Here is a 23,350-nt window from a genome sequence, read left to right as displayed (position 1 = left end):
GGCTGGGGGCATGACCGCCACGCGTACCCCGGACCAGCAGCTCGCCGTCGATCTCGCAGCGGAGGCCGGACGCCTGCTCGTCGAGTTGCGAACCTCGGGCCCGACTGGCCGGGAACTGGGCGATCTCGGTGACCGCCGCGCCAACACGCTGCTGCTCGACCGGCTCGCCGCGGAGCGCCCCGGTGATGCGGTGCTGTCGGAGGAGTCGAAGGACGACCTCGCGCGCGTCGACGCCGATCGCGTCTGGATCATCGACCCGGTCGACGGCACTCGGGAGTACGGGCTCGGCGACCGGCCGGACTGGGCCGTGCACGTCGCGTTGTGGGAGCGAGCGGGAGACCCGGCACGGTCGCGTCTCACCGCCGCGGCGGTGTCGCTGCCGGCGCTCGGCGTGGTGTTGGGGGTCGACGACGACGAGAACTACGCCGACCCGGCCGGCAATCACGGGGTGGACGGCGGTGGCCTGCTGGACCCCCGCACGGATTCCCGGCCGCGCATCGTGCTCTCGGCATCGCGGCCTCCGGCCTTCGCGGACGCGGTCGCCCGCGCGGTGGGTGGCGAGCTCGTCCCGCTGGGGTCAGCCGGTGCCAAGGCCGCAGCGGTGGTGCGCGGGGAGGCCGACGCCTACATTCACGCCGGTGGCCAGTATCAGTGGGATTCGGCCGCTCCAGCCGGGGTCGCGCTGGCCCGCGGGTTCGTCGCGCTGAGGGTGAACGGTGACCCGCTCGAGTACAACGTGGCCGATACCTTCCTGCCGGACCTCGTGGTGTGCCGCGCCGACCTCGCGGACGCGATCCTCGAGGCGATCGGCTCCGTGGCCGGCTGAGTCGACGGCCACACTCGGCTCGGCTCGCGACGGATTCGGCGCGAGGGGGCTGGTGCCGGTCGGGCCCGCTGACCTGCGGTGCCGTGAACCGTCCTTTCAGGGCAGCCCAGGTCAAGGCCCTGCGGGGCCCTGCCGGGAGGCCGCCCACGACCGGCGCTCGCCGGCCCGGCGTTCTCGCCCGACGACTCGCAGCAGGAGAGGGCTCTGGGATCGGCCGGCGTGAACTCGGCTTTCAGTTCCTTGTTCAGCTTCATGGCTGCGAGCGGACTTCCGCCGTGCTGTGCCGCGCTTGAGTCCTTGGGTACGGTTCGACTGTGGCCGCGCACGGAGACGAGGAACCGACGGACCGGGGAGATACCGCCGGCACGGGTCCGGAGCCCGAGGTCTGGCGCCTGGTGCATCCGCGTCACGGCACGCTCGAGGTTGCGGTGGGCGGCCCGGCGCAGCTGCGCACGGTTGACCCGGGTTTTCCGCGCAAGAAGAGGGAAGGCGACGACACTGCCGTAGACGACAGCGCGCCCTCCAATCCCGGGTACGTCCTCCTGTGCGACGGGGATGTGGTGGCCCGTGCCCACCAGGTCGGCAATCACAAGGTCTCGATCACCGGTGATCCGCCCGACCGCGGGAAGTTCACCGGTAACCTCTCGGTTCTCTCGGGCCCGCGGGTACAGATGCGCAGCAGCGCGTTCGCGACGGCGGTCCGCCAGGTGACCTTCCGCGAGGGCAGCGAGGTCGTTTACTTTGATCCGCCGCCGGGGTCCGCGGCCGAAGCCCGCCTCGAAGCGATCGCCGCCTCCCCGTGGAAGCGGGTGGTCTATCCGGTTGCCGCGGGGGTGGGTAAATCCGGGTGGGCGATCGCGATGATCGTGTTGCTCCCGTTGATCGGCCGAGTGCTGAGCCCGATCCTGGACTGGATCGCTGGGCGGATACCCGACATCGATATCCCGTGGCCCGATATCTCGCTACCGAGCATTCCGTGGCCGGACATCTCTCTCCCGACGATCAACCTCCCCGAGGTGAACGTCCCGGGCTGGGTCGAATTCCTGCTCGAATACTCGAAGGTGTGGGTGCCGCTGTTGGTCGGCGTGGCGATCGCGGTGGTGGCGGTCCGGCATTCGCAGAAGTCCCGTCGCATCAAACGCGAATGGGAGTCAGCGGGAGAAGTTCAGGAGTGAGCCGGGAACAGAACCGGCCCGGCCGCGCGGGTGCGGGGCCGGACCGGGCGCTGCTGCCGGGTGGGCGACGCCGGGTGGCGTCAGGGGGTCACTTGTCGGTGACCAGCGCGCCGGCGATCGCCAGCATGAAGGCGTCCTTGGACAGGGACATGCCCTCCTGGCTCGGGCGGATCCCGTCGGACTCGGTCATGGCGGGGTTGCGGAAGTACATCGAGAGCAGGCCGGCGGAAAAGACACCGAGCGCCGCGCCGGCGACCCTCTTGGGCACGATCGGCGTCAACAGCGCCGCGCCGATGCCGATCTCGGAATAGGCGACGAACTTGCCGAAGGTATCGGGGTCCATCTCGGCCACCGCGGGGACGCCGGTGGCGGCGAAGCCCTGCAGGCCCGCAGCTGCCTCGGTGGGCATACCGCGCTTGCTCCAGCCGGAGTTGAGGACGAACGCGCCGGTGATTCCGCGGAGGATGGCATTGGACAGGCTCATGGGGGTGCTCCTTCGATCGGGGTCTGAATGTGTGATTGACGTGACCCTTAGGTGACGTGACACCAACTAGCCTAACGCAGACGACGCCGGATGTAATCCCCGCAGCATCCGTAGCTGATCGGCCCTGAGATTCAGCGTGGCGGATGCGCTCGGGGCTCGTCGGTGGAAAGGTCGCCGGTATGAGCACGATCAGAACCGACACCAACACCGACCGGCCCGACCCGGACACCGACCCCGACGAGGGCAAGCCCGACTCGCCGACGTCGCTCACCGGCTCGGCGTGGAAGATCGGCATCAAGAGGGCTGTCGGTGAGTTCTCACGTGACCAGTGCACCGACCAGGCAGCCGGCCTGACCTACTTCGCGGTCCTGTCCCTGTTCCCGGCATTATTGGCCGTGGTCTCACTCCTCGGTGTGTTCGGCCAGGGTCAGGCCACCGTCGATGCGGTGATGGAACTGCTCGAGGGCGCCGCGCCGGAAGAGACGCTTGCCGCTCTCCGTGGGCCCATCGACTCGCTGGTCACCACCCCGGCAGCCGGGTTCGCGCTGATCGCCGGTATCGCGGGGGCCCTGTGGTCGGCCTCGGGCTACGTCGGCGCGTTCGCCCGGGCCATGAACCGGGTCTACGAGGTCGAGGAGGGCCGCCCCTTCTGGAAGCTCAAGCCGTCCATGCTCCTGCTGACCGCCGTCATCCTGGTCCTGATCTGCATCGCCGGGCTCCTTCTGGTGATCAGCGGACCGATCGCGGCCTGGGTGGGCGACCTGATCGGACTGGGCGATACCGCGGTCACGGTGTGGAACATCGCCAAGTGGCCGGTGCTCCTGCTCGTCGTCGTCGTCATCCTGGCCGTCCTCTACGGATTCGCGCCCAACGTCCGGCAGCCCAAGTTCCGCTGGATCTCCATCGGCGCGATCGTCGCGCTGCTCGTGTGGGCCGTGGCCACCGGCGCCTTCGTGGTGTACGTGACCAACTTCGGCTCCTACAACGCCACCTACGGCTCGCTCGCCGGCGTCATCATGTTCCTGCTCTGGCTCTGGATCACCAACAACGCGTTCCTCTTCGGGGCCGAGGTCGACGCCGAGGTCGAGCGCGCCCGCGAACTGCAAGCCGGCATGCACGCCGAGGAGGTCATCCAGCTGCCGCCGCGGGACACCACGGCCAGCGACAAGGCCGAGGACAAGCGGCAGCAGACCATCGACGACGCGGCTGACGTGCGCCGCGAGGCCCAGGCCGAGCAGGCCCGCAACCGCACCTGACCGGCCGGCCTCGGACCCCCGGCCCGCCGGGAGCGCTGGAGGCTCGGACGGGCAGTCGCTGGAGCGGGTGCCGGCGGAGGACAGGGTCGTACACCGCTGCTGCTCTGCCCGGTGCGGCCGGTGGTGTTGGCTGTCGGGGTGGCGCGGCTGACCGGGGAAAGGCCCCGCAACGGCGACAATCGGGGGCATGACCCCAGGAAGCAACGGCACGGCGATACGCAGACGACTGCGCGTTGTCTGGCTGGTGCTCACGCGCTCGATCTCCGAGTTCCTGCGCGACCGCGGCCCCGATCTCGCCGGCTCCCTCACGTATTACGGCGTGCTCTCGCTGTTCCCCGCGATCCTCGTGGTGATCTCGCTGCTCGGCGTGTTCGGCCAGGGCTCGCGGACCGTCGACGCGGTAATGGACATGCTCTCCGACGTGGCGCCGGGGGCGATCCTGGACCCGATCCGCGCCCCGGTCGAATCGCTGGTCACGGCCCCCACCGCGGGGCTCGCGCTGATCGTCGGTACGACGGTCGCCCTGTGGTCGTCCTCGCGGTACGTCTGGGCGCTCGGCCGTGCGATGAACAGGGTGTTCGGCGTCGAGGAGGGGCGGCCGCTGTGGCGGGTGCTGCCGGCCGGGCTGGGGCTGACGGCGTTGCTCATCGTGCTGGTCGCCTTCGGCGGACTGGCGTTGGCGTTCACCGGGCCGGTCGCGGCGACCGTCGGCGGGTGGATCGGGATGGGGAGCGAGGCCGTGGCCGTGTGGGAGCTGGCCAAGTGGCCGGCCACCCTGATCACCGCGATCGTCGCACTGGCCGTGCTCTACCGGTTCGCGCCCAACGTCTCCGGCCGCCGGTTCCACTGGATCTCGCTCGGCGCGGCCGCGGCGTTGGTCATCATCGCTGCGGCGACCGCAGGATTCAGCTTCTTCGTCGTCAACTTCGGCAACTTCAACGAGGTCTACGGTTCGCTGGCCGGGGTGATCGTGTTCCTGCTGTGGCTGTGGCTGGTCAACATCGCCGTGGTTTACGGGGCGCGCCTCGACGCCGAGGTGCTCCGGGTCCGCCAGCTGCGGGCCGGTATCCCGGCGGCGGAGTCGATCCGGGTGACCCCGCGCGACACCCGCGCGCTCGTCGCGCGCGAACGCAGACGGGCCGCGATGATCGCCGAGTACCGGGCGATGCTGAGCGAACCAGACGGAGCGGGCCGCGACGCAGGTATGGCCGGAGCGGAGGCCGAGCAGCGGTAGGGTTGCACCCATGCGCCTCGTCGTCACCGGGGGAGCCGGGTTCATCGGCGCCAACTTCGTCCGCACCGTCGTCCGCGAGTACCCGTCGGCCCACGTCACGGTGCTCGACTCCCTGACCTACGCCGCCAACCGCGCGAGCCTTGCCGACCTGCTCGGGGAGGGCTCCGGCGGAACGGCCCGCGTCGATCTGGTGGAGGCGGACTGCGCGGACGCGGCCGTGACCGACCAGCTGGTCGCCGAGCTCGCCGGCCCGGGCGACGCCGTGGTGCACTTCGCGGCCGAGAGCCACAACGACAATTCGTTGGCCACGCCGTGGCCATTCGTGCACTCCAACATCGTCGGAACCTACACGGTTCTCGAGGCGTGCCGCCGTCACGACGTCCGTCTGCACCACGTCTCGACCGACGAGGTGTACGGGGACCTGGAGCTGGACGACCCGGCCAAGTTCACCCCGGCCACGGCCTACAACCCGTCGAGCCCGTACTCGGCCACCAAGGCCGGCGCCGACATGCTCGTCCGCGCCTGGGTGCGCAGTTTCGGGCTGCGGGCCACCATCAGCAACTGCTCCAACAACTACGGGCCGTACCAGCACGTGGAGAAGTTCATCCCGCGGCAGATCACCAACATCCTCGACGGTCGTCGCCCGCGCCTCTACGGGAGCGGGGCCAACGTGCGGGACTGGATCCACGTCGACGACCACAATTCGGCCGTGCTGCGGATCCTCGCCGATGGCGAGCTCGGCCGCACCTACCTCATCGGCGCCGACGGCGAGCAGTCGAACCTGCAGGTCATGCGGACGATCTGCAAACTGATGGGCGTTAGTGGAACGGACGGCGATCCCGGGTTCGACCACGTCACGGACCGACCCGGCCACGACCTGCGATACGCGATCGACGCGAGTGCCACCCGGGAGGAGCTGGGCTGGGCGCCCCGGCACACCGATCTGCGCGCGGGGCTGCAGCAGACCATCGACTGGTACACGGCCAATCGGGACTGGTGGGAGCCGGTCAAGGAACGCGTCGAGGCGAGGTACGCGAGCACGGAGAAGGTGCTGTGAAGGGAATCATCCTGGCCGGCGGCAGCGGCACCCGGCTGCGGCCGCTCACGTCGGCCACCAGCAAGCAGCTCATGCCGGTGTACGACAAGCCGATGATCTACTACCCGCTGTCCACGCTGATGTTGGCGGGGATCCGCGACATCCTGATCATCACCACGCCCGAGGACTCGCCCCGGTTCCGCCGCCTGCTGGGCGACGGTTCGCAGTTCGGGATCTCGCTGAGCTACGTCGAGCAGGCCGAACCCGACGGTCTGGCGCAGGCGTTCGTCCTGGGTGCGGACCACATCGGCGACGAGCCGGTGGCGCTCGTCCTGGGCGACAACATCTTCTACGGCCCCGGCATGGGTACCCGGCTGCGCCGTTTCTCGCAGGTCGACGGCGGCGCGGTGTTCGCCTACCAGGTGTCGAACCCGCAGGAGTACGGCGTGATCGACTTCGACGCCGAGGGGCGCGCCGTCAGCCTGGAGGAGAAGCCGGAGAACCCGGCCTCGGACTTCGCGGTCCCGGGCCTCTACTTCTATAGCGCCGACGTGGTGGAGGTGGCGCGCGCACTGGAGCCGTCGGCGCGCGGCGAGTACGAGATCACCGACATCAACCGCCATTACCTGCGGCAGGGTCGCCTGCAGGTGGAGGTGCTGCCCCGCGGCACCGCGTGGCTCGACACCGGCACGCACGACTCGCTCCTCGACGCGGGCAATTACGTGCGGACGATCGAGGACCGTCAGGGTCTCAAGATCGGCTGCCCGGAGGAGGTGGCGTGGCGGATGGGATATATCGACGACGACGAGCTCACCGAACGCGCCCGGGAGCTCATCAAATCCGGTTACGGTTCCTACCTCCTCCAGATCCTCCGTCGCGAGAAGGGCAGGCGGTCGTGACGTCGGCTGCGGGCGGGGACGGCTCCGAACCGGCCGACGCAGGCCCGAGCGGGCCCTGGGACTCGAGCCCGAGCGGTTTGCCGCGCATCCTCGTGCCGGGTGGCCGCGGCCAACTGGGGCGGGCTCTGGCGGGGCTCGCCCGGGGCAAGGCCGTGACCCCGGGGAGGGACGAACTCGACATCACCGACCCCCGCTCCATCGCGACTGCTCTCGACCGTCTCGCCCCGGAGGTGGTGGTCAACGCGGCCGCGTACACGGACGTGGACGGCGCGGAGTCCGATGAGGAGGGCGCGACCGCGCTCAACGTCGACGGCCCGCGGGCACTGGCGGCGGCGTGCCGCGAGCGGGGTATCCGCCTGGTCCACATCAGCACCGACTACGTGTTCTCCGGCGACGTGCCCGGCGGGGGCGACCCGGCGACCGCGCCCGCGCTCCAGCCCCACGACCCGACGGCTCCCGTCACGGTCTACGGCCGTACCAAGCTCGCCGGCGAGCGGGCCGTGTACGAGGAGTTGCCGGAGGCGACGGTGATCCGCACCGCCTGGCTCTACACCGGGGCGTGGCGGGTGATCGAGAACCAGCCGGGGAGCGACTTCGTGGCCACGATGATCCGCCTGGAGTCCGAGCGCGAGACGCTGAACGTGGTGAACGACCAGTGGGGCTCGCCCACCTACGTCTCGATCTTCGCCGATCAGGTGCTGATGTTGCTCGCCGCGGAAAAGGCCGGGGAGGCCAATGCCCACGGGCGCACGCACCACGTCACGGGCGGCGGCCGCGCAACCTGGTTCGATCTCGCCCGGACCGTATTCCAGTACCTCGGCGCCGACCCCGAGCGCGTGCGTCCGTGCTCGAGTGACGAGTTCCCCCGGCCTGCGGCCCGCCCGAAGTTTTCCGTGCTCGGGGACACCGCGTGGCGTGAGCTCGGACTGGCACCAACGCGGACCTGGAGAGAGGACCTCGTCCCGGGGATGTCCTATCTGACGTCACAGCGCGAATAGGTCGCTCTCGGCCAACGCGGCACCTCGTCGTCGTCGTTCTCACAACGCTCTCACCCGGCGGACAGCGACGGACCACGGTGAGCGGGTACTCCGTCACGCCTGTCAGGCGGGACGGACCCGCATGGCCGACGGCGCCGCGATCGGGGCGCGCGTGGTGAGCCGCGGCAGACTCAGTCCCTGGTGCGCCTTGGAGATCCGGCCGAACACCGCGCTGCGGTCCATGGGGCGATGCGGCAGGTCCAGCGCGCGGCGGACGTCCGACGGGACCAGGCTGGCGGCGGCATCCACCACGGTGGTGCAGGACCGGTGCGCGGTGACCGAGTTCTCGGCGACGCCGGGGCAGGCGTTGGCGTTCTCCCGTAGCTGGCGGGCCGCGCGCCGACCCGCGGTGGTGGCGCGGGCCCGGTCGCGGGAACTGCGCAGGAGCTGCTCGAGCTCGCGGGCCGAGGTGGGGAACGCGCCGGCGCCCTGCAGGTGCGCGATGCCGGCCCACTGGCGGACGTACTCGTCCGACTCGGCCGGAGTGAGGGGCTTGGCGGCGAAACGCTGGTACGCCGCCAGCAGCGACCAGGCGGTGGCGGCCTGCGCCCAGCACGCCAACTCCGGGTCGGCGCCGTAGTAGTAGTCGCCGTGCTCGGTGGTGCCGCTGAGCGAACTGCGGTCCCGGTGGGCGTGGTCGATGGTCACCATCGCGTCGTCGACCGTCCCGAACGTGGTGATCTCCACCAGGTCGTGCAGGTAGTCGTCCACGATCCACGGGTTCCTGGCCGCGCTGCCGGACCCGACGATCGCGGCAAACGCCGGGTTCGCGAGCAACATGAGCAGGGCCGTGGTGACGCCGAGCGGGGTGGCCGCGTCGCCGTGCACGCGCCAGATCGGATCGCCCGGGCGGAACCACCGTGGGCCCGGGACGTCCAGCACAGAGCACACCGGTGAGTCCGACGCGTCGCGTGGAGCGAGTGGAGACACAGGCACCCCCCTGGGTTTCGTGAGCCGCCCGAGGGGCGGCCGGCTGGGACCTGGTGGCGACTTTAGCGCGGCAGGGCCCGGACGGCGGGACGCACGGGCACATTCCGTGCGGCGTGTTCCGTCGCGAACCGCGCGATCACGACCGCGCGCTGCCCTCTAGGCTGGGCGTGAACCGCCACCAGACACTGACGTCGCAAGGAGTCGGCCGTGACAAACCCCCCTCTTCCCTCCCCCCGTACGGGTCCGGTAGTTCCTGATCGGTTCGCCGGTCGGACCGCGATCGTCACCGGCGCCAGCCGCGGCATCGGCCTGGGGATCGCCCGCAGGCTCCTGGCGGAGGGAGCCTCGGTGGTCATCACCGCACGCGGGCAGGAGGGACTGGACGCCGCCCTCGCCGAGCTCGACGCGCCGGGGCGGGTGGTCGCCGTGGCCGGGAAGAGCGACGACGAGGACCATCAGCGCGAGACCGTCGACCGGGCGGAGTCCGAGTTCGGGCCGGTCGACTTCCTGGTCAACAACACCGGTATCAACCCGGTGTTCGGGCGGACCGTGGACCTCGACATGTCGGCGGCCCGCAAGATCGCCGAGGTCAACACGCTGGGCACCCTGGCGTGGACCCAGAAGGTGTACCACTCGGGGCTGGGCGAGCGTGGTGGCGCGGTGGTCAACATCGCCTCGATCGCCGGGCTGGCGCCGTCGCCGGGGATCGGCTGGTACGGCTCGACCAAGGCCCTGGTGATGCGGCTGACGCAGGAACTGGCCGTGGAGGTCGGCCCGGCGGTGCGTGTCAACGCGATCGCGCCGGGTGTGGTCAAGACCCGCTTCGCCGAGGCGCTGTACGACGGCCGCGAGGAGGCCATGTCCGCGGTGCTGCCGGCCGGGCGGCTGGGGGTGCCCGACGACATCGCCGGCCCCACGGCGTTCCTGCTCTCGGACGATTCGCACTGGATCACCGGCCAGACCCTGGTCGTGGACGGAGGCGCCCATATGGTCGGCGCGGGATTGCAGGGCTGAGATGACGTCTATTCAGGAGTTCTGTGCCTCCACCGGGCGCAGCCTCGAGGCGAGCCCGCCGATGGCGGTGGCCGCGCAGCCGCTGACGTGGGTGGACAGCCCGCCGTGGCAGCGCATCGAGTCCCCGGAGCCGTCCGCGGTGATCTACGTGGACCCGGGCGCGCACCGCGAGGGGTTCTCGCCGAACGCGGTGGCGACCTGCGCGCGGGTGTCCCCGCCGATGCCGACCGAGCAGGCTGTCGAGATGATCGTCTCGACCGCCGACGCGCTGACCGGCTGGGCCCTTCTCGAGCAGGTCGCCGGCGAGGGCGACGAGACCGCCGGCGCCGTCCGCAGTGTCTACCGCTACCTGCGCGGCACCTACACCGCCGAGCCGGGGGAGATGGCCACCTCGAGCCTGATCGTGGGGTGGAGCGATTCCGAGGCCACCTACGTCTTCCAGTTCGTCGTCACCGGGTGGCGCGAGGACACCGCGCTGCACGACGACGCCATGGGTTGCCTCCTGCTGGGCGAGTGGACGGCTGCGCAGATCGTCGACGCGATGCGGGGTTAGGGTGGTCGGCGTCCCCGCACGGGGGCGTCCTCGATCTCGGGAAGGCGGGACCGTCAGTGCAGCTTCGGGAACTCAGTGTGACGGGGGCGTGGGAGATCACCCCTCGCCAGATCGCGGACGACCGTGGCGCGTTCCACGAGGCGTTCACCGATCCCGCGTTCCGGCGCATGACCGGCCACCGCCTCGACCTCGCACAGGTCAACGTGTCCGTGTCCGCCGAGGGGGTGCTGCGGGGCCTGCACTTTGCGGAGGTCCCCCCGGGGCAGGCCAAGTACGTGCTGTGCCCTGCGGGGACGGTCTTCGACGTCATGGTGGATGTCCGGGTCGGCTCACCTACGTTCGGTGAGTGGGCGGGCGTCATCCTCGATTCGACCGAGCAGCGGGCGGTCTACGTCCCCGAGGGCGTAGCGCACGGCTTCCTCTCGCTCGAGCCGCAGTCCACGGTGATGTACCTGTGTTCGGAGGGGTGGCGGCCCGGTGCCGAGCACGTGATCGACCCATTCGACCCCAAGATCGCGATCGACTGGCCCTCGATGGCCCTGGACGGCACGCCCATTGACCACGTCATGAGCGAGCGCGATCGCGGCGCCCCCGGCCTGCTGGACGTGGCGGCGGCGGGTCGGCTGCCGAAGTGGGACGACTGCGTGGCGTACACCGACCGTCTGCGTGAGGCCACGCCGCGTGTGGACGAGGAGTGGCGCCCGGCCCACTGAGCGCGATCGGCCACGCGGTGTGGCGCGTATCCCAGGGGCGGCAGGTGGCGTGGGCGCCCTCCTGCGCATACCCGATGGGGTATGTGGTCCGATGGTTCGGTCGGCGCGATACGGTGTCGGGTAGGCCATGGGAGAAGTCGACACGATCACAAGGAGATCACCATGTGTTACCCCGTCACCTGCACCGTCTGCGGCAAGACCACCTGGGACGGCTGCGGCCAGCACATCGACGACGTCAAGGTCGGAGTCCCCGCCGAGCAGTGGTGCGACGGGCAGCACGCCACCGCGACGGGGGCGTAGTCCGCCCCTTTCGCCACGTCAGGCCGTGGCCGAGGGGTAGAACCGAGGAAACGACTCCTCGTCCCCTTACCGGAGGCCCACGGTGAACACCCCCTACGTCCGTGTCGAGCGCAGCGGTCCGATCGCGCGCGTCATCCTCGACCGCCCCGAGCGGCGCAATCCGCTCTCCCTGCAGATGATGCGGGACGCGACCGCCGCGATCCGTGATCTCGGCGGGGACCCCTCGTGCGGCGTCGTCGTGGTGACCGGGTCAGGCCCGGCACTGTCGGCGGGGCATGAGATCAGTGAGATGGTCGACCGCACCCTGGAGCAGGAGCGGGAGGTCTTCACCACCTGCGTCGAACTGATGGAGAGCGTTCAGGCGATCCGCCAGCCGGTGATCGCGGAGGTCCAGGGTCATGCGGTGGCCGCCGGTTGCCAGCTCGTGGCGACCTGCGATCTCGCGGTTGCCGTGGATTCGGCCCGGTTCGGGACCCCGGGGGTGAAGATCGGGCTGTTCTGCTCGACCCCGATGGTGGCGGTCTCCCGGAACATCGGGCGGAAACGCGCCATGCAGATGCTGCTCACCGGCGAGACGATCGACGCGGCGACCGCCGTCGACTGGGGCCTGATCAACGAGGCCGTCCCGGCGGACCGGCTCCGCGCCCGTGTCGATGAACTCGCCGCCCGTATCGCTGACGCGAGCCCACTCACCCTGGAGATCGGCAAGCAGGCTTTCTACCGACAGATCGACCTGCCCCAGGACGATGCCTACCGTGCGATGGCCGAGACCATGGCCACCAACGCCGTCACCTGTGACGCGCAGGAGGGCATGTCCGCGTTCCTGGAGAAGCGCACGCCGGAGTGGCGCGGCAAGTGAGCGGACGGGCGTGCAGTCCGCGGTTGCGGAGTGCACGCCCGACTTCGTTATGTGCTCTGCCCGATATCCCGACGTGGTCAGGGATCGAGCGGCTTGCGACGATCAAGGTCCCGGAGGAAGTCAGGGTCGTCGTCAGGCGCGATCACGCGCGGGGGAGCGGGCCGTGAGCCCGGGCCGAAGGCCCGCCACAGCAGAATCGCCACGGTGATCACTCCGATGAGTGCGAACAGCCAGATCACTCGAACCTCCTTCACACCACGATACGTATCCTGGGAGACATGAGCGAGCGAGATGAGTCAGTAAACCCGGCGGAGACCTCCGAGGGTGGGTCGGCTGCCGAATGGGAGACGCCCAAGCTGGACTCTCCCGGTGCTCGTCTGGCGCGGAACATGATCTTCTACACGATAGTCCGGCTGCTGCTGGTGCTCGTGCTGGCGCTGCTGGTCATCGGCATCGGCTACCTGGCGGGTGCCCAGGTGCCGGTTCTGGTCGCCGCGATCATCGCGGTCGTGATCGCACTGCCGCTGTCGATGGTGATCTTCAGCAAGCTGCGTTCCCAGATCAACTCGGACATCGCGGCTGTCGACGAGGGGCGCCGGATCAAGCGCGAGGACCTGCGCCGGCGCATGAACGAGGCATGAGTTCGCGCGGCGTAGTGGACGGGCAGTAGCCCGCAGACCTCAGGTGACCGGGTCGGTCCCCACTAGGGGACGGCCCGGTCCTGTCATTTCGGCACGGTCAGATCCGCACCAGACGATCCACACACCGCGGCTCGCGATGGGCGAGGAGCGACGGTGGGTTCTCGGGGCCGGGCCGCGGACTAGCGTGGGACCGGAGCGTGCGAGCCGTGCAAACCGAGCGAACCGAACGGCCCGGTCGGGCCGGCCGATTCAACCGAGGTCGGGGGAGCCGCGGGTCGACTCTGCTGGGCCCCGGTGGTGGTGGGGACCTCGGTCGGCCGACCCGGCTCTGACGACCCAGGCGTGGTGGGCGAGGTCTCGGTCTCGCCCGGGTTGCCGGTGCCGGGCGTGGTCTCGCCGGGCTCGGTGGGCTCGGTGGGCTCCGTCGGGTCGGTCGGCCCGGGCGAGGTCGAGGGCGGCGTGGTGGGCGACGTCTCGCCGGGGGACGTCGTCGTGGACTCGGAGTCCGGATCGTCCGTCTCGGAGGTCGTCTCCTCGCCCTCGAGCTGGTCGCGGTCCTCGTCGGTGGTTCCCTCGGGGCCGGCGTCGGTACGCGGCTGAGCGGGCGTCCACTGATAGGAGTCGGTCGTCTCCGACACGGGGGTCTCGCGGGTCGGCGCGAGGCTGCCCGCGTCGGCGTCCGGCACGTACAGCGCGCCCGGGGCGGGCTGTACGCCGATGTAGTAGCGGCTGAGGCAGTGGTCTGTGACGTTCTGCGATCCGTCGGTGAAGAACGTCATTCCGGGAGTGCCGCCGTCGGCCTCGGTGGCGCAACGCGCGATGAAACGGCCCGGCTGGGCCTCCTCCTCAGTGGTCTGGCTGGGAGAGGTCAGTTCGGCCGCGGAGGCGGACCGGGGCGCCTCGGAGAGGACCTGCGGTTCCGGCTGCGCGCACGACGCCGCCAGCAGCGCAATTGCGCCGGCGGACAGGAGCACCCGATTTCGCATAACGATAGTGTCTCAGTTCTGTCAAAGGATGGCTACCACTGAAGCGTTAAAGACTTCGGATAGTCCGGAAGGTCACGTTCTCTTCGCCGGGCACGGCACGCCGCTCGCACCCGTCATCGCCTCTCCTGTCCTGATCGACGGCGGATCGCGGAATGTTACCGCCGGTCTCTTGGCGGCCGAGCGCCCGGAGGTTGTCGGGCAGAGGCGTCAGCGGACGACCCGCCGCGAACCCTGTGGCTCGTGTGACTCATGTGACGTATGGTGCCTGTGTGATTGGGTGTCCCCGGTCGCGTCACGTCCACTCCTCGACGACAAGGTGGCCTCATGTTCCAGCGACGCCCTGACCGCACCGTCCCCCGCTCTCGTTCCCTCGTGCTCGGGGGTGCGCTCGCCGCACTCGCCGTGGTCGGCGGCAGCACGGTGGCCGCCGTCAACTCGCCGGCGGAGGTCGAGGCCGAGGGGATCCAGCTCACGCAGAACGCCGCCGCGCAGGGTGGTGCAACACAGGAAATGCCCCTCGGGACCGAGGTGAACCTGGATCTGGAGCCCGTAGTGGCGCAGGCCGCGGGCGGGACGATCCCTGCCGGGACCACCGTCACGGTCACGGGCCTGCCCGACGGTCTCACCCAGGACGGGTGGGTCATCTCCGGCACCCCGACGCGCGCGGGTGAGTACGACGTGCTGGTCACGGTCTCCAACGCGGACGTCTCACGCTCGCAGCGGGTCACGATCACCGTCACCGAGGGAGCAGAGGGGGCCACGGACCCGACCGTCACCTCCGATCCGTCCGGGACGACGGACCCGTCGGCCGACACCGGGCCTGCCACGCAGGTCGAGCCGACGCTCTCGGCCGTCCCCGGTGAGCGCGCGCGTGGCGGCGCCGAGGGCGCCGCCGAGGAGCCCGGCTCAGGCGATGGTGTCGGCGGCGACGGATCGGGTGTCGACAACGACGACAACGACGACGACAACGGCGACGGCGCCGGTGGCAACACCGGGACCGGAGGCGACGGCGAGGGCGGCACCGGAGGCGACGGGACCGGCACCACTCCCGAACTGTGTTCGGTTCTCGGTGGCGGCCAGACCGATGCGTCGTCCCTGGCGCAGTTGCTGCCGACTATGGGCGACGAGGACACCGCCTCCACCGGCCTGGTGATGGTGCTGGTCAATGCGGTCGTGGGCCTGCTGCCGTCGGTGCTCGGTGAGGACGGCCCGTTCGGCGACCTCGGCTCGGCGGGGGAGATGCTGTGCACTCTGGCGCCGGGGCTGCTCGGTGGTCAGGGCGGGGCGACCGCCGCGGACGGCCCGGGAGCGGCCGCGACGACCGGGGTGCCGGCGGACGCTCAGCTCCAGGGGGCGGCCGCCGCGCTGCCCATCGCGCCGACCGCGCTCCTGGGTCTGCTCACCACGGGCGCCGGCAGCCTGGGCGGGTGAAGTCGGCCGGCGGAGCGGCCGACTTCGCGGGACCGTAGTGCGCTTGAGGCAGGTTGTCGGACCGGCGCGATAGGCTTCTCCTGTCGTCACCGGCCCTCGGGCTTCCCGGGCTCGACATGAGTCGTCGCCCCATCGCTGCACTGCCATAAAGGAGTCCGCCAGCCATGTTCGCCCGCAAGGTCGTCACCGCCTCCGCTGCCGCGCTCGCCCTGGCGGCACTCGCTGTCCCCGTCGTGAGCGCGCAGGGTGGCGGCTCCGATTCCGGTTCGCTTCCGGTTGAGGGGTTGCTTGGTGGGAGTCTCGCGGGTGGGTCGCTCGCCGTGGATTCGGCCGGCGAACCGGATCCGGATACGGAGGACGGACCCGGCCAGTCGGACGGTGACCCGGCCCTCGGTGGCGGTAGCGGCTCCGCGGGATCGGGGGGCGGCGACAGCAGTCTTCCCGACCTGGCGCCTGAGGACGGCGCGGTGTGCGATCTGCCGGACCTGGGTGGCTCGGTCGCCAAGTTCTATCCGCTGTTCGGAATCGACGGGATCCCTGCCGGGGTGTTCGACATCGTCACCTCCGCCCTGGACACGTTCCCGAACCTGCTCGACATCGTGGCGGGCGAGGGGAGCGGCACTGAAATCCTCGGTCGGACCGGCTCGCTGGACGAGGGTCTGTGTAAGACGATCTTCGGCGGCCAGATGGTGATGCCGCCTGTCACCGTGATCGTCGACGGTGACGGTCAGCCCGTCACCACGGTCACGGGCACCGTCGCTCGCGCGCCTCAGGGGATCGGTGCCGCTTCGTCGCCCGCCACCGTCACCTCCGTCACCTCTGTTCCGGTTTCAGGGGCTGCGGAGTCCGGTACCGGCGATTCGACTCGCGTGTCCGCGCCCGCTGACGTCGATACAGGGGGCGCGCGTTCCGCGCTTCCGACCACCGTTCCGGTGTCCTGACACCGCGCAGCTGGCGCAGGCCAAGCCAGCGTCACGCCGCGAACTGCCCGGCCCCGCGTGGGGCCGGGCAGTTGCCATTTGTCGCCATCGGCGGCGCATACCGCGCGGTGCGCGTCGGGGCCCCCCGGGGAGGGCGGTTGCCGGGAGATAAGTCCCTGCCCACATCGAACGCCATACCCTAGGGGGTGTGTTACTAGTGTGACCGATGAGACATAAGTGGTTAATGAGTTAGAAGTAGACAGTTGGTGTGCGAGTGGTTAGAGTGACTCTTGTAATGGTCTGCGCTCTCATTTGGGAGTGAGCGATCGAACCCCTCCGGAAGGAATCAGCCGATGCGTGATCGCCTCGCCCGTCCTCGTCGTATCGTCCGGGGCCGCCTCGTCGCCCCCATCGCAGCCGCCGCCGCTGTCGCGCTGGTGGGTGGCGTCGTCGTCGCCACTCCCGATGCGCCGACCGTCCGTCAAGATGTCCAGACCGTCGCGGTGACCATCCCCGGATTCAAGGCAGGGGCCGAGTTCTCGTACGACGTCGGCCAGATCATGTGGACCGGCAGCATGGCCGGCCTCGAGGTCACCGATGTGAAGGGCCTTCCCGATGGCCTGACCTTCGCTGACGGCGTTATCAGCGGTACTCCGAAGGCTGGCGGTGTCTTCGAGGTGATCGTCCACGGCACGATGAACGGCGAGGCCGTCATCCTGCCCGTGCAGCTGGTCATCAACAACGCCGACGGCACGGCCCCGGCCGGCTTCGACGCCGGCTCGTCGGGCGCCGTGCAGGGCAGCCTCGGCGGCGAGGCGGAGGCCGGCGGCCAGATCGTCACCGGGTCTGAGGGTGCGGACTCGCTGCTCGACGCAGTCGCCAGCATCGTCGTCGCCCTCGGCGGTAACTCGGACTCCGTCGGCGAGCTCGCGACCGGGTCGGCGGGCGGCACCGACACCCCGGGCGGCCCGCTCGGCTCGCTGACGGACACCGAGGGCGGGCCGGCCGGCTCGACCACCGAGGGCGAGGCCGCCGGCGGCGCCGAGCTGACCACCGAGGGCGAGATCACCGTCCCGGGCTCGTCGGTCCCCGGCTCCACCACCACGGGTACCACCGGCTCGCTCGGCAACGTCGCGCCGGGTCTCGCCCTGACCGGTGCCGCCCTGCTGGGCCTGGCCGGTCTGAGCATCGTGCTGAACGGCGGGTCGTCGACGCCGGGTGCCTCCTCGAGCGTGCCGGCGCTGCTCGGCTCCAGCACCGGTGGGACGACCACCGGCGGTTCGACCGGATCGGGCCCGAACGGCTCGTCGACCAACAGCCCGGGTGGTTCGGCGGGCTCGGTCGCCCCGACCGTCGCAGCCGGCTCCCCGAAGAAGCCCCAGGCTCCCGGCCCCACGGTCGCCAATGGCCGCGGCTGACCGCTAGAGACTCCCGGCGGCCGGGCAGGTCGTCGGTGACCCCGTCAACCCCGGTAGGCATCTCCTCACCCGAGATGACTACCGGGGTGGCGTGTATTTCGGGCTACGGTGGTCGGGTCGCGGTGTCGCGGCAACAACGTGCGAAAGGCTGTAGTGCGCATCTCCCGACCTGTCATCGCCTCCGTCGTCGCCCTCGGTGCCATGTCCGCGGCCGGGTTCGCGGCCGGCGCGGTCGAGGATCCGGAGGTCGCACCACCGGTTGTCGAGACTGCTGAGCTCCCACATTCGACCATCAATCCGGACGCCGAACAGTCGGACACGGAGCAGCCGGACGCCTCGCGGCCTTAGCCGGACCGGCCACGGCCGATGCCGGCGTCAGCGTCAGCACCCGAGCGGCGCCGACATGCCAGCGCCGACTTGCCGCCGCCTGCGGCTACAGCGTGGCGATCAGGAAGCCACAGCTGACGAGCACGCTCCAGGCGAGCATCGCGACCCCGGCCATCCCGAGCGCCGGAATCAGGTCGGCGCCGGAGGCCCGCGCCCGGACCGGTCCGTTGGCCTTCCACGCAATCGGCATCGCGATCAGTCCGAGCAGCGCCCATGGGGTGGCCGGAATCAGCGCGAGGGTGGCCAGAAGCGGTACGAGCAGTTCGAGCACAGCGTGCAGGCCGCGCGTGTTGGAGTCGCCGAGGCGCACGGCGAGGGTGACCTTGCCGGCCTCGGTGTCCGAGGGGATGTCACGCAGGTTGTTGGTGAGGTTGACCGCGCACGAGAAGCTGCCCACCGCCACGGCCGCGACCACCGCGTACCAGGTAATCGACCCGAGCTGGGTGAACTGCGTGCCGAGCACGGCCACCAGTCCGAAGAACACGAACACCGCGACCTCGCCGAGCCCGCGGTAGCCGTAGGGGGTCTTGCCTCCGGTGTAGAACCAGGCGGCGAAGATGCAGGCCAGCCCCACGAGGATGAGCCACGGCGCCGACGTCGCGCTGAGTACGAGACCGGCCGCGCCGCCGAGGCCGAGGAACGCGAACGCCGCCCGCTTCACCGTCGCCGGCTTGGCGAGCCCGGAGCCGACCAAACGCAGCGGCCCCACGCGCTCGTCGTCGGTGCCACGGATCCCGTCGGAGTAGTCGTTGGCGTAGTTGACGCCCACGATGAACGACCAGGCCACGACCAGCGCCAGCAGCGCCTGCCACCAGACGAACCCGCCGGCCAGCCCGGCCGCCGCAGAGCCGACGAGCACCGGCGCGAACGCGTTGGGCCACGTCCGCGGGCGGGCGCCTTCCAACCAGTGGGCCAGGGTGGCGCCGCCGGACTCGGCGGGGATGTCGGGGGACTGGAAGGTCTCGCGGGTCATTCTGTGATTGTCCCATCGATGACGCCCCGGGCGACGGCGCGTCGGTCCACTTTGCCGCCCGGCAGCGTGGGGAGCTCGGACAGGACCGCCAGCGTGGCCGGGGCCGAGTGCGCGCCGAGGATGGAGGTCACGTGAGCGCGCAACTCGTCCGGCGCGGCGGGGGCGCGGAGGGTCACCGCCGCGACCGGCCGTGCGCCGAGTCTGGTGTCGGGGATCCCCACGACGACGACGTCGACCACCGCCGCGTGCTGCCGCAGCGCATCCTCCACGGTCTGCGGCAAGAGCGTCAGGCCGCCGACACTGATCGCGTCGTCGAGTCTGCCGAGGATGCGGAGCCGGCCATCCGGTCCGAGCCGGCCGGCATCGTCGGTCCGGAACCAACCCCTGCGGGCGAACGCAGGATGTCCTGGTGCATTGCGATATCCCAGCGCGACCTGCGGCCCCGCCAGCCAGACGCGGCCCGAGGCGGTGTCGTCGTCGTCCTCGATGTGGACCTCCACCCCCTCCAGCGGGACACCGTCGTACACACACCCGCCCGCGGTCTCGCTCATCCCGTACGTGCGCACCACGCGGATCCCGGCGTCAGCGGCGCGGGCGAGCAGCTCGGGAGCCGCCGCGGCGCCACCGAGCAGGATGGCGTCGAGTCGGGCGAGGGCGGCGAGGGCCTCGGGAGATCCCTCGTCGAGCACCTTCGCGAGCTGACCCGGGATGAGCGAGGTGTAACCGCGGGCCCCGCCGGCCACGCAGGCCTGCACGGCCGAGGGCAGGCCCGCCGGGTCGAACCCGCCGGACAGGTCCATCACCACCGGGTCGAACCCGGCCCGCAGCGACCGCAGGATCACCTGCAGTCCGGCGATGTGGTGGGCCGGAAGCGCGAGCAGCCACCGGCCCGGACCGCCGAGGAACACATCGGTCGCCGCGGCGGAGGACCCCAGCGCGGCGGCGGACAGCATCGCGCCCTTGGGCGTCCCCGTCGAGCCGGAGGTGCTCACCACCATGGCGGCGCGAGCGTCGATAGGCTCGCCCGGCCGCTGGCTGTCGACGAGCAGACGCGTGCGCGCAGGGTCCTCCGCGGGCACCGGCAACAGGGCGGGCCCACGGCCCGAGAGCATGTCCACCAGCGGGGGGAACACCTCGGCCACCGCCGGTCCTGCCGGCACGGGAAGAATGCGCAGGTCGCGGGTGTCGGTCACGGCTTCTCTGGTGCCTCGGGCCTGGTGAGTCAGTAGTAGTACGGGTAGTCGTCCCAGTTGGGCTCGCGCTTCTCCAGGAACGCGTCGCGCCCCTCGACGGCCTCGTCCGTCATGTAGGCCAGCCGCGTGGCCTCGCCGGCGAACACCTGCTGGCCCATCAGGCCGTCGTCGGTGAGGTTGAACGCGAACTTGAGCATGCGCTGCGCGGTGGGCGACTTGCCGTTGATCTGCCGCGCCCATTCGATCGCCGTCTTCTCCAGCTCCGCGTGGTCGACCACGCGGTTGACCGCGCCCATGGCGAACATCTCCTCGGCGGTGTAGGCCTGCCCGAGGAAGAAGATCTCGCGGGCGAACTTCTGGCCGACCTGCTTGGCCAGGTACGCGCTGCCGTAGCCGGCATCGAAGGAGCCCACGTCCGCGTCGGTCTGCTTGAACCGGGCGTGCTCGCGGGAGGCCAGGGTCAGGTCGGAGACGACGTGCAGAGAGTGCCCGCCCCCGGCCGCCCAGCCGTTGACCAGGCAGATCACGACCTTGGGCATGGTGCGGATGAGCCGCTGCACCTCGAGGATGTGCAGACGCCCGCCCTCGGCCTTCACCCGCGCCTGGTCGACCTTGTCCGCGGTTGCCCCGGCCACGTCCGAGTCGTGCTCGGTCGAGTACTGGTAGCCGGAACGACCACGGATCCGCTGGTCGCCGCCGGAACAGAACGCCCAGCCGCCGTCCTTGGAGCTGGGCCCGTTGCCGGTGAACAGGATGGTGCCCACGTCGGGGGAGCGGCGGGCATGGTCGAACACCCGGTACAGCTCGTCCACCGTGTGCGGCCGGAACGCGTTGCGCACGTCGGGCCGGTCGAAGGCGATGCGCACGATGCCGTTGGCCCGGCCCTCGCCCACGTGCCGGTGGTAGGTGAGGTCCGTCAGGTCCACGCCGGCCGCGAAGCCCTCGATCTCCCGCCACTGCGACGGGTCGAAGGGGTTGTCGGCGCTGTCCCGGGGCGTGCCCTGTGGCGTGTCCTGCCCGGTGCTGCTCTGCTCAGTCATGGCCTCGACGTTAGCGTGGAGCTATGACATCCGTACCGGGCCCCGAGTCGATCGACGATCTGCTCGACCGCGTGCACGTGGTGGCCCTGCCCATGCGGGTGCGGTTCCGCGGCATCACCGAGCGCGAGGTGGTACTGGTCGAGGGCCCGTCCGGCTGGGGTGAGTTCGGGGCCTTCCCGGAGTATGACGACGACGAGGCGGCCAACTGGTTGGCCTCCGCGATCGAGATGGCGTGGCAGGGTCCGCCGCCGGCGCTGAGGACGCGGGTCGCGGTCAACGCCACGATCCCGGCGATCGCGGCGGGCGAGGTGCCCGCGATCCTGGACCGGTTCCCCGGCTGCACGACGGTCAAGATCAAGGTCGCCGAGTCCGGACAGGAACTCGTGGACGACGTGGCCCGCGTCGCCGCCGTTCTACAGGCGCGCCCCGGCGTGCGGGTCCGGGTGGACGCCAACGGGGGGTGGGGCGTCAACGAGGCCGCGGCTGCCGTGCGGGTCCTCGACCAGGCCGTCCGCGCCGCCGACCCCTCGCGCGCGCCGGGAACCGGACCGGTGTCGCTCGACGGGCCGGGCCTCGAGTACGTGGAGCAGCCCTGCGCGACGGTCGACGAGTTGGTCGAGCTACGCGGGCGCCTGGCCGCGGACGGGGTGCGGGTCGATGTCGCGGCGGACGAGTCCATCCGCCGCGCCGAGGACCCGCTTCGTGTGGTGCGCGCCGGCGGCGCCGACCGTGCGGTGGTCAAGGTCGCGCCTCTGGGCGGCCCCCGGCGGCTGCTCGCGGTGGCCGCGGAGCTGGGCGTCCCCGTCACCGTGTCCTCGGCGTTGGACTCGGCGGTGGGAGTGTCCGCCGGTGTCGCGGCGGCCGCTGCGCTACCCGGATGTGGGGACGACGACGCCGTCCCCGCCGCGGGCCTGGGCACCGGAGGGTTCTTCGTCGACGATGTCGTCGAACCGGGCGCGTTCGCCCTGGAGAACGGCAGCCTCCCGGCTCGCCTGGTGGCCCCGGGCCCGGCACGGCTGGAGGGGCTGCGGGCGGGCGGCGCGCGCCGGGACTGGTGGATGGGCCGGATCCGCCGCTGCCACGGCCTCCTGTGACCCGGCGGCGGCCGCGGATCCGCCCGTGAACCGGGGTCGCCCCCGATAGAGTTCTCGCCATGGACACTCTCATCGCGGTGGTCTGGTCCGACGCCGAGGACGAAAGCCCCGGCGCGGGCCCTGCCACCGAGACCGCTACTGCCACTGGTGCCGCCACCCCCACGTCGGATGCGGCGCGGGTCCGCGCGGAGATCGCCGAGGCCGTCGCGGAGCCGTTGGCGGACCTGGGCGTGTCGCGCTACGTCGTCAACGTCCGTGACGCCGAGGTCGAAGGCGCACTGATCGACGTCCGCGTGACCCCACGCCGGCTGGTGGCAGCCGTTCGCGCTCGCGTGCCGGTGGCGTCCGCGGCCGGGTGCGCGGACCTACTGCACGCGCTGCGGCAGCTGGGCCCGGTCTCGGCGTGGTCCGTCACCGCCTCGGAAGTCCTGCCGGTGATCGAGACGACCAGCGTCGCCGAGCCACTTCCGCCGGAGGGCGTCAGGTGCGAGGGCATGGCGAATATCGCGTTCCTGCGCCGTCCCGAGCGCATCCCCAGGCAGGAGTGGCTGCGCACCTGGTTGGACCACCACACCACGGTGGCGGTCGACACCCAGTCCACCACCGGCTACACACAGCACGTGGTGGTTCGTGCGTTGACGGACGACGCGCCGGAGATCGACGGCATCGTGGAGGAGATCTTCCCCATCGCGGCGGTTTCCGATCTCGGTGTGTTCTTCGACGCGCCCGGAGACGAGGCGCGGATGGCCGAGAACATGAGGACCATGACCGCCTCGACGTCTCGGTTCCTCGACGAGGGGACGGTCGACGCCGTCCCCACCGGCCGATACGAGATGGAAGTTCGGCGACCGGGCATCTGACAACCCGGCGGCGAGCACGAACGATGAAGCGGCCTCCCCCATCTGTCGTGGGGGAGGCCGCTTCACTCTGCCAGGTGAGAACACCACCTAC

General features: G+C 70.8%; 26 protein-coding genes. 19 read left to right on the top strand and 7 right to left on the bottom strand.

Going from position 1 to position 23,350, the window contains the following annotated elements:
* Positions 1 to 10: 10 nt before the first annotated feature.
* Both ACWIFB_RS06400 and ACWIFB_RS06395 read left to right on the top strand, forming a co-directional pair.
* A complete protein-coding gene (locus ACWIFB_RS06400) occupies positions 11 to 826 on the top strand; it encodes a 3'(2'),5'-bisphosphate nucleotidase CysQ (RefSeq protein ID WP_454057675.1) in 816 nt (271 codons plus the stop codon).
* A gap of 314 nt (positions 827 to 1,140) precedes the next feature.
* Positions 1,141 to 2,001: a hypothetical protein gene (locus ACWIFB_RS06395; protein ID WP_454057674.1), complete on the top strand. Its 861-nt coding sequence runs from the start codon at positions 1,141 to 1,143 to the stop codon at positions 1,999 to 2,001.
* An 88-nt stretch (positions 2,002 to 2,089) separates the two neighbouring features.
* Here the strand turns inward: ACWIFB_RS06395 and ACWIFB_RS06390 are convergent, their stop codons facing one another.
* Positions 2,090 to 2,485 carry a hypothetical protein gene (locus ACWIFB_RS06390; protein WP_230928366.1) on the bottom strand — a complete coding sequence of 132 codons (396 nt, stop codon included), beginning with the start codon at positions 2,483 to 2,485 and terminating at the stop codon, positions 2,090 to 2,092.
* 179 nt (positions 2,486 to 2,664) lie between these two features.
* Here ACWIFB_RS06390 and ACWIFB_RS06385 point away from each other — a divergent pair, with 179 nt between their 5' ends.
* The 5 genes from ACWIFB_RS06385 (at position 2,665) to rfbD (ending at position 7,908) form a co-directional block, all read left to right on the top strand.
* Positions 2,665 to 3,741 (top strand): YihY/virulence factor BrkB family protein, encoded by a 1,077-nt coding sequence (locus ACWIFB_RS06385; protein ID WP_454057673.1) that lies wholly within the window; start codon positions 2,665 to 2,667, stop codon positions 3,739 to 3,741.
* Positions 3,742 to 3,928: 187 nt separating this feature from the next.
* Positions 3,929 to 4,975: a YihY/virulence factor BrkB family protein gene (locus ACWIFB_RS06380; protein ID WP_452098488.1), complete on the top strand. Its 1,047-nt coding sequence runs from the start codon at positions 3,929 to 3,931 to the stop codon at positions 4,973 to 4,975.
* 10 nt (positions 4,976 to 4,985) lie between these two features.
* The gene (gene rfbB, locus ACWIFB_RS06375; RefSeq protein ID WP_452098489.1) at positions 4,986 to 6,032 is read left to right on the top strand and encodes a dTDP-glucose 4,6-dehydratase; all 1,047 of its coding nucleotides are present in this window, start codon (positions 4,986 to 4,988) and stop codon (positions 6,030 to 6,032) included.
* Entirely contained in the window at positions 6,029 to 6,910 is an 882-nt protein-coding gene (gene rfbA / locus ACWIFB_RS06370; RefSeq protein ID WP_452098490.1) for a glucose-1-phosphate thymidylyltransferase RfbA, read from the top strand. The genes rfbB and rfbA overlap by 4 nt, the downstream gene beginning before the upstream one ends.
* Positions 6,911 to 6,987: 77 nt before the next feature.
* Positions 6,988 to 7,908, top strand: coding sequence for a dTDP-4-dehydrorhamnose reductase (gene rfbD / locus ACWIFB_RS06365; RefSeq protein ID WP_454057704.1), 921 nt, complete (start codon positions 6,988 to 6,990; stop codon positions 7,906 to 7,908).
* Positions 7,909 to 8,010: 102 nt separating this feature from the next.
* On the opposite strand, the gene ACWIFB_RS06360 is transcribed toward rfbD, so the two are convergent.
* A complete protein-coding gene (locus tag ACWIFB_RS06360) occupies positions 8,011 to 8,829 on the bottom strand; it encodes an oxygenase MpaB family protein (RefSeq protein WP_454057672.1) in 819 nt (272 codons plus the stop codon).
* 255 nt (positions 8,830 to 9,084) lie between these two features.
* On the opposite strand from ACWIFB_RS06360, the gene ACWIFB_RS06355 reads away from it, so the two are divergent.
* The 5 genes from ACWIFB_RS06355 to ACWIFB_RS06335 all read left to right on the top strand — a co-directional run bounded on the left by ACWIFB_RS06355 (position 9,085) and on the right by ACWIFB_RS06335 (position 12,316).
* On the top strand, positions 9,085 to 9,891 hold the full coding sequence (locus tag ACWIFB_RS06355; protein WP_454057671.1) for an SDR family oxidoreductase: 807 nt from the start codon (positions 9,085 to 9,087) through the stop codon (positions 9,889 to 9,891).
* 1 nt (position 9,892) lies between these two features.
* Positions 9,893 to 10,444, top strand: coding sequence for an LpqN/LpqT family lipoprotein (locus tag ACWIFB_RS06350; RefSeq protein ID WP_454057670.1), 552 nt, complete (start codon positions 9,893 to 9,895; stop codon positions 10,442 to 10,444).
* Between the two features lie 56 nt (positions 10,445 to 10,500).
* Complete coding sequence (locus ACWIFB_RS06345) at positions 10,501 to 11,157, top strand: dTDP-4-dehydrorhamnose 3,5-epimerase family protein (RefSeq protein ID WP_454057669.1); 657 nt, start codon at positions 10,501 to 10,503, stop codon at positions 11,155 to 11,157.
* Positions 11,158 to 11,319: 162 nt separating this feature from the next.
* Entirely contained in the window at positions 11,320 to 11,457 is a 138-nt protein-coding gene (locus ACWIFB_RS06340; RefSeq protein WP_230928357.1) for a hypothetical protein, read from the top strand.
* Between the two features lie 82 nt (positions 11,458 to 11,539).
* Positions 11,540 to 12,316 carry an enoyl-CoA hydratase gene (locus ACWIFB_RS06335; RefSeq protein WP_454057668.1) on the top strand — a complete coding sequence of 259 codons (777 nt, stop codon included), beginning with the start codon at positions 11,540 to 11,542 and terminating at the stop codon, positions 12,314 to 12,316.
* A gap of 77 nt (positions 12,317 to 12,393) precedes the next feature.
* Here ACWIFB_RS06335 and ACWIFB_RS06330 read toward each other — a convergent pair whose 3' ends face one another.
* Positions 12,394 to 12,555 (bottom strand): hypothetical protein, encoded by a 162-nt coding sequence (locus ACWIFB_RS06330; protein WP_230928355.1) that lies wholly within the window; start codon positions 12,553 to 12,555, stop codon positions 12,394 to 12,396.
* Between the two features lie 39 nt (positions 12,556 to 12,594).
* Here ACWIFB_RS06330 and ACWIFB_RS06325 point away from each other — a divergent pair, with 39 nt between their 5' ends.
* Complete coding sequence (locus ACWIFB_RS06325; RefSeq protein WP_452098496.1) at positions 12,595 to 12,957, top strand: DUF4229 domain-containing protein; 363 nt, start codon at positions 12,595 to 12,597, stop codon at positions 12,955 to 12,957.
* Between the two features lie 179 nt (positions 12,958 to 13,136).
* Here the strand turns inward: ACWIFB_RS06325 and ACWIFB_RS06320 are convergent, their stop codons facing one another.
* Positions 13,137 to 13,943 carry a hypothetical protein gene (locus tag ACWIFB_RS06320; protein WP_454057667.1) on the bottom strand — a complete coding sequence of 269 codons (807 nt, stop codon included), beginning with the start codon at positions 13,941 to 13,943 and terminating at the stop codon, positions 13,137 to 13,139.
* A 324-nt stretch (positions 13,944 to 14,267) separates the two neighbouring features.
* On the opposite strand from ACWIFB_RS06320, the gene ACWIFB_RS06315 reads away from it, so the two are divergent.
* The 4 genes from ACWIFB_RS06315 to ACWIFB_RS06300 all read left to right on the top strand — a co-directional run bounded on the left by ACWIFB_RS06315 (position 14,268) and on the right by ACWIFB_RS06300 (position 18,060).
* On the top strand, positions 14,268 to 15,374 hold the full coding sequence (locus ACWIFB_RS06315; protein WP_454057666.1) for a hypothetical protein: 1,107 nt from the start codon (positions 14,268 to 14,270) through the stop codon (positions 15,372 to 15,374).
* A gap of 164 nt (positions 15,375 to 15,538) precedes the next feature.
* A complete protein-coding gene (locus ACWIFB_RS06310; RefSeq protein WP_454057665.1) occupies positions 15,539 to 16,315 on the top strand; it encodes a hypothetical protein in 777 nt (258 codons plus the stop codon).
* Between the two features lie 332 nt (positions 16,316 to 16,647).
* On the top strand, positions 16,648 to 17,712 hold the full coding sequence (locus ACWIFB_RS06305) for a hypothetical protein (RefSeq protein WP_454057664.1): 1,065 nt from the start codon (positions 16,648 to 16,650) through the stop codon (positions 17,710 to 17,712).
* A gap of 153 nt (positions 17,713 to 17,865) precedes the next feature.
* A complete protein-coding gene (locus tag ACWIFB_RS06300) occupies positions 17,866 to 18,060 on the top strand; it encodes a hypothetical protein (RefSeq protein WP_454057663.1) in 195 nt (64 codons plus the stop codon).
* An 85-nt stretch (positions 18,061 to 18,145) separates the two neighbouring features.
* Here the strand turns inward: ACWIFB_RS06300 and ACWIFB_RS06295 are convergent, their stop codons facing one another.
* Genes ACWIFB_RS06295 through ACWIFB_RS06285 form a run of 3 tightly spaced genes read right to left on the bottom strand, consistent with a single transcriptional unit; the run spans position 18,146 to position 21,305 of the window.
* Positions 18,146 to 19,072, bottom strand: coding sequence for a 1,4-dihydroxy-2-naphthoate polyprenyltransferase (locus ACWIFB_RS06295; RefSeq protein ID WP_454057662.1), 927 nt, complete (start codon positions 19,070 to 19,072; stop codon positions 18,146 to 18,148).
* Positions 19,069 to 20,265: an o-succinylbenzoate--CoA ligase gene (menE, locus tag ACWIFB_RS06290; protein ID WP_454057661.1), complete on the bottom strand. Its 1,197-nt coding sequence runs from the start codon at positions 20,263 to 20,265 to the stop codon at positions 19,069 to 19,071. Before menE ends, ACWIFB_RS06295 begins: the two co-directional genes overlap by 4 nt.
* Before the next feature lie 29 nt (positions 20,266 to 20,294).
* Complete coding sequence (locus ACWIFB_RS06285) at positions 20,295 to 21,305, bottom strand: 1,4-dihydroxy-2-naphthoyl-CoA synthase (protein ID WP_454057660.1); 1,011 nt, start codon at positions 21,303 to 21,305, stop codon at positions 20,295 to 20,297.
* A gap of 23 nt (positions 21,306 to 21,328) precedes the next feature.
* Between ACWIFB_RS06285 and ACWIFB_RS06280 the strand changes: the two genes are divergently transcribed.
* Positions 21,329 to 22,399, top strand: coding sequence for an o-succinylbenzoate synthase (locus ACWIFB_RS06280; protein WP_454057659.1), 1,071 nt, complete (start codon positions 21,329 to 21,331; stop codon positions 22,397 to 22,399).
* Positions 22,400 to 22,458: 59 nt separating this feature from the next.
* Positions 22,459 to 23,259, top strand: coding sequence for a hypothetical protein (locus ACWIFB_RS06275; RefSeq protein WP_454057658.1), 801 nt, complete (start codon positions 22,459 to 22,461; stop codon positions 23,257 to 23,259).
* Positions 23,260 to 23,350 lie beyond the last annotated feature (91 nt).

The organism is Dietzia sp. NPDC055340, from assembly GCF_053645335.1.
Note: the sequence above shows the minus strand (reverse complement) of the source record. Positions and strands in the feature narration are given on the sequence as shown.

What these genes read in the sequence shown, in the direction of transcription:
- ACWIFB_RS06400 (WP_454057675.1), top strand. Translation starts at nt 11, where the DNA reads ATGACCGCCACGCGTACCCCGGACCAGCAGCTCGCCGTCGATCTCGCA.
- ACWIFB_RS06390 (WP_230928366.1), bottom strand. Translation starts at nt 2,485, where the DNA reads ATGAGCCTGTCCAATGCCATCCTCCGCGGAATCACCGGCGCGTTCGTC.
- ACWIFB_RS06385 (WP_454057673.1), top strand. Translation starts at nt 2,665, where the DNA reads ATGAGCACGATCAGAACCGACACCAACACCGACCGGCCCGACCCGGAC.
- ACWIFB_RS06380 (WP_452098488.1), top strand. Translation starts at nt 3,929, where the DNA reads ATGACCCCAGGAAGCAACGGCACGGCGATACGCAGACGACTGCGCGTT.
- rfbB (WP_452098489.1), top strand. Translation starts at nt 4,986, where the DNA reads ATGCGCCTCGTCGTCACCGGGGGAGCCGGGTTCATCGGCGCCAACTTC.
- ACWIFB_RS06350 (WP_454057670.1), top strand. Translation starts at nt 9,893, where the DNA reads ATGACGTCTATTCAGGAGTTCTGTGCCTCCACCGGGCGCAGCCTCGAG.
- ACWIFB_RS06340 (WP_230928357.1), top strand. Translation starts at nt 11,320, where the DNA reads ATGTGTTACCCCGTCACCTGCACCGTCTGCGGCAAGACCACCTGGGAC.
- ACWIFB_RS06325 (WP_452098496.1), top strand. Translation starts at nt 12,595, where the DNA reads ATGAGCGAGCGAGATGAGTCAGTAAACCCGGCGGAGACCTCCGAGGGT.
- ACWIFB_RS06320 (WP_454057667.1), bottom strand. Translation starts at nt 13,943, where the DNA reads ATGCGAAATCGGGTGCTCCTGTCCGCCGGCGCAATTGCGCTGCTGGCG.
- ACWIFB_RS06315 (WP_454057666.1), top strand. Translation starts at nt 14,268, where the DNA reads ATGTTCCAGCGACGCCCTGACCGCACCGTCCCCCGCTCTCGTTCCCTC.
- ACWIFB_RS06310 (WP_454057665.1), top strand. Translation starts at nt 15,539, where the DNA reads ATGTTCGCCCGCAAGGTCGTCACCGCCTCCGCTGCCGCGCTCGCCCTG.
- ACWIFB_RS06305 (WP_454057664.1), top strand. Translation starts at nt 16,648, where the DNA reads ATGCGTGATCGCCTCGCCCGTCCTCGTCGTATCGTCCGGGGCCGCCTC.
- ACWIFB_RS06295 (WP_454057662.1), bottom strand. Translation starts at nt 19,072, where the DNA reads ATGACCCGCGAGACCTTCCAGTCCCCCGACATCCCCGCCGAGTCCGGC.
- ACWIFB_RS06285 (WP_454057660.1), bottom strand. Translation starts at nt 21,305, where the DNA reads ATGACTGAGCAGAGCAGCACCGGGCAGGACACGCCACAGGGCACGCCC.
- ACWIFB_RS06280 (WP_454057659.1), top strand. Translation starts at nt 21,329, where the DNA reads ATGACATCCGTACCGGGCCCCGAGTCGATCGACGATCTGCTCGACCGC.
- ACWIFB_RS06275 (WP_454057658.1), top strand. Translation starts at nt 22,459, where the DNA reads ATGGACACTCTCATCGCGGTGGTCTGGTCCGACGCCGAGGACGAAAGC.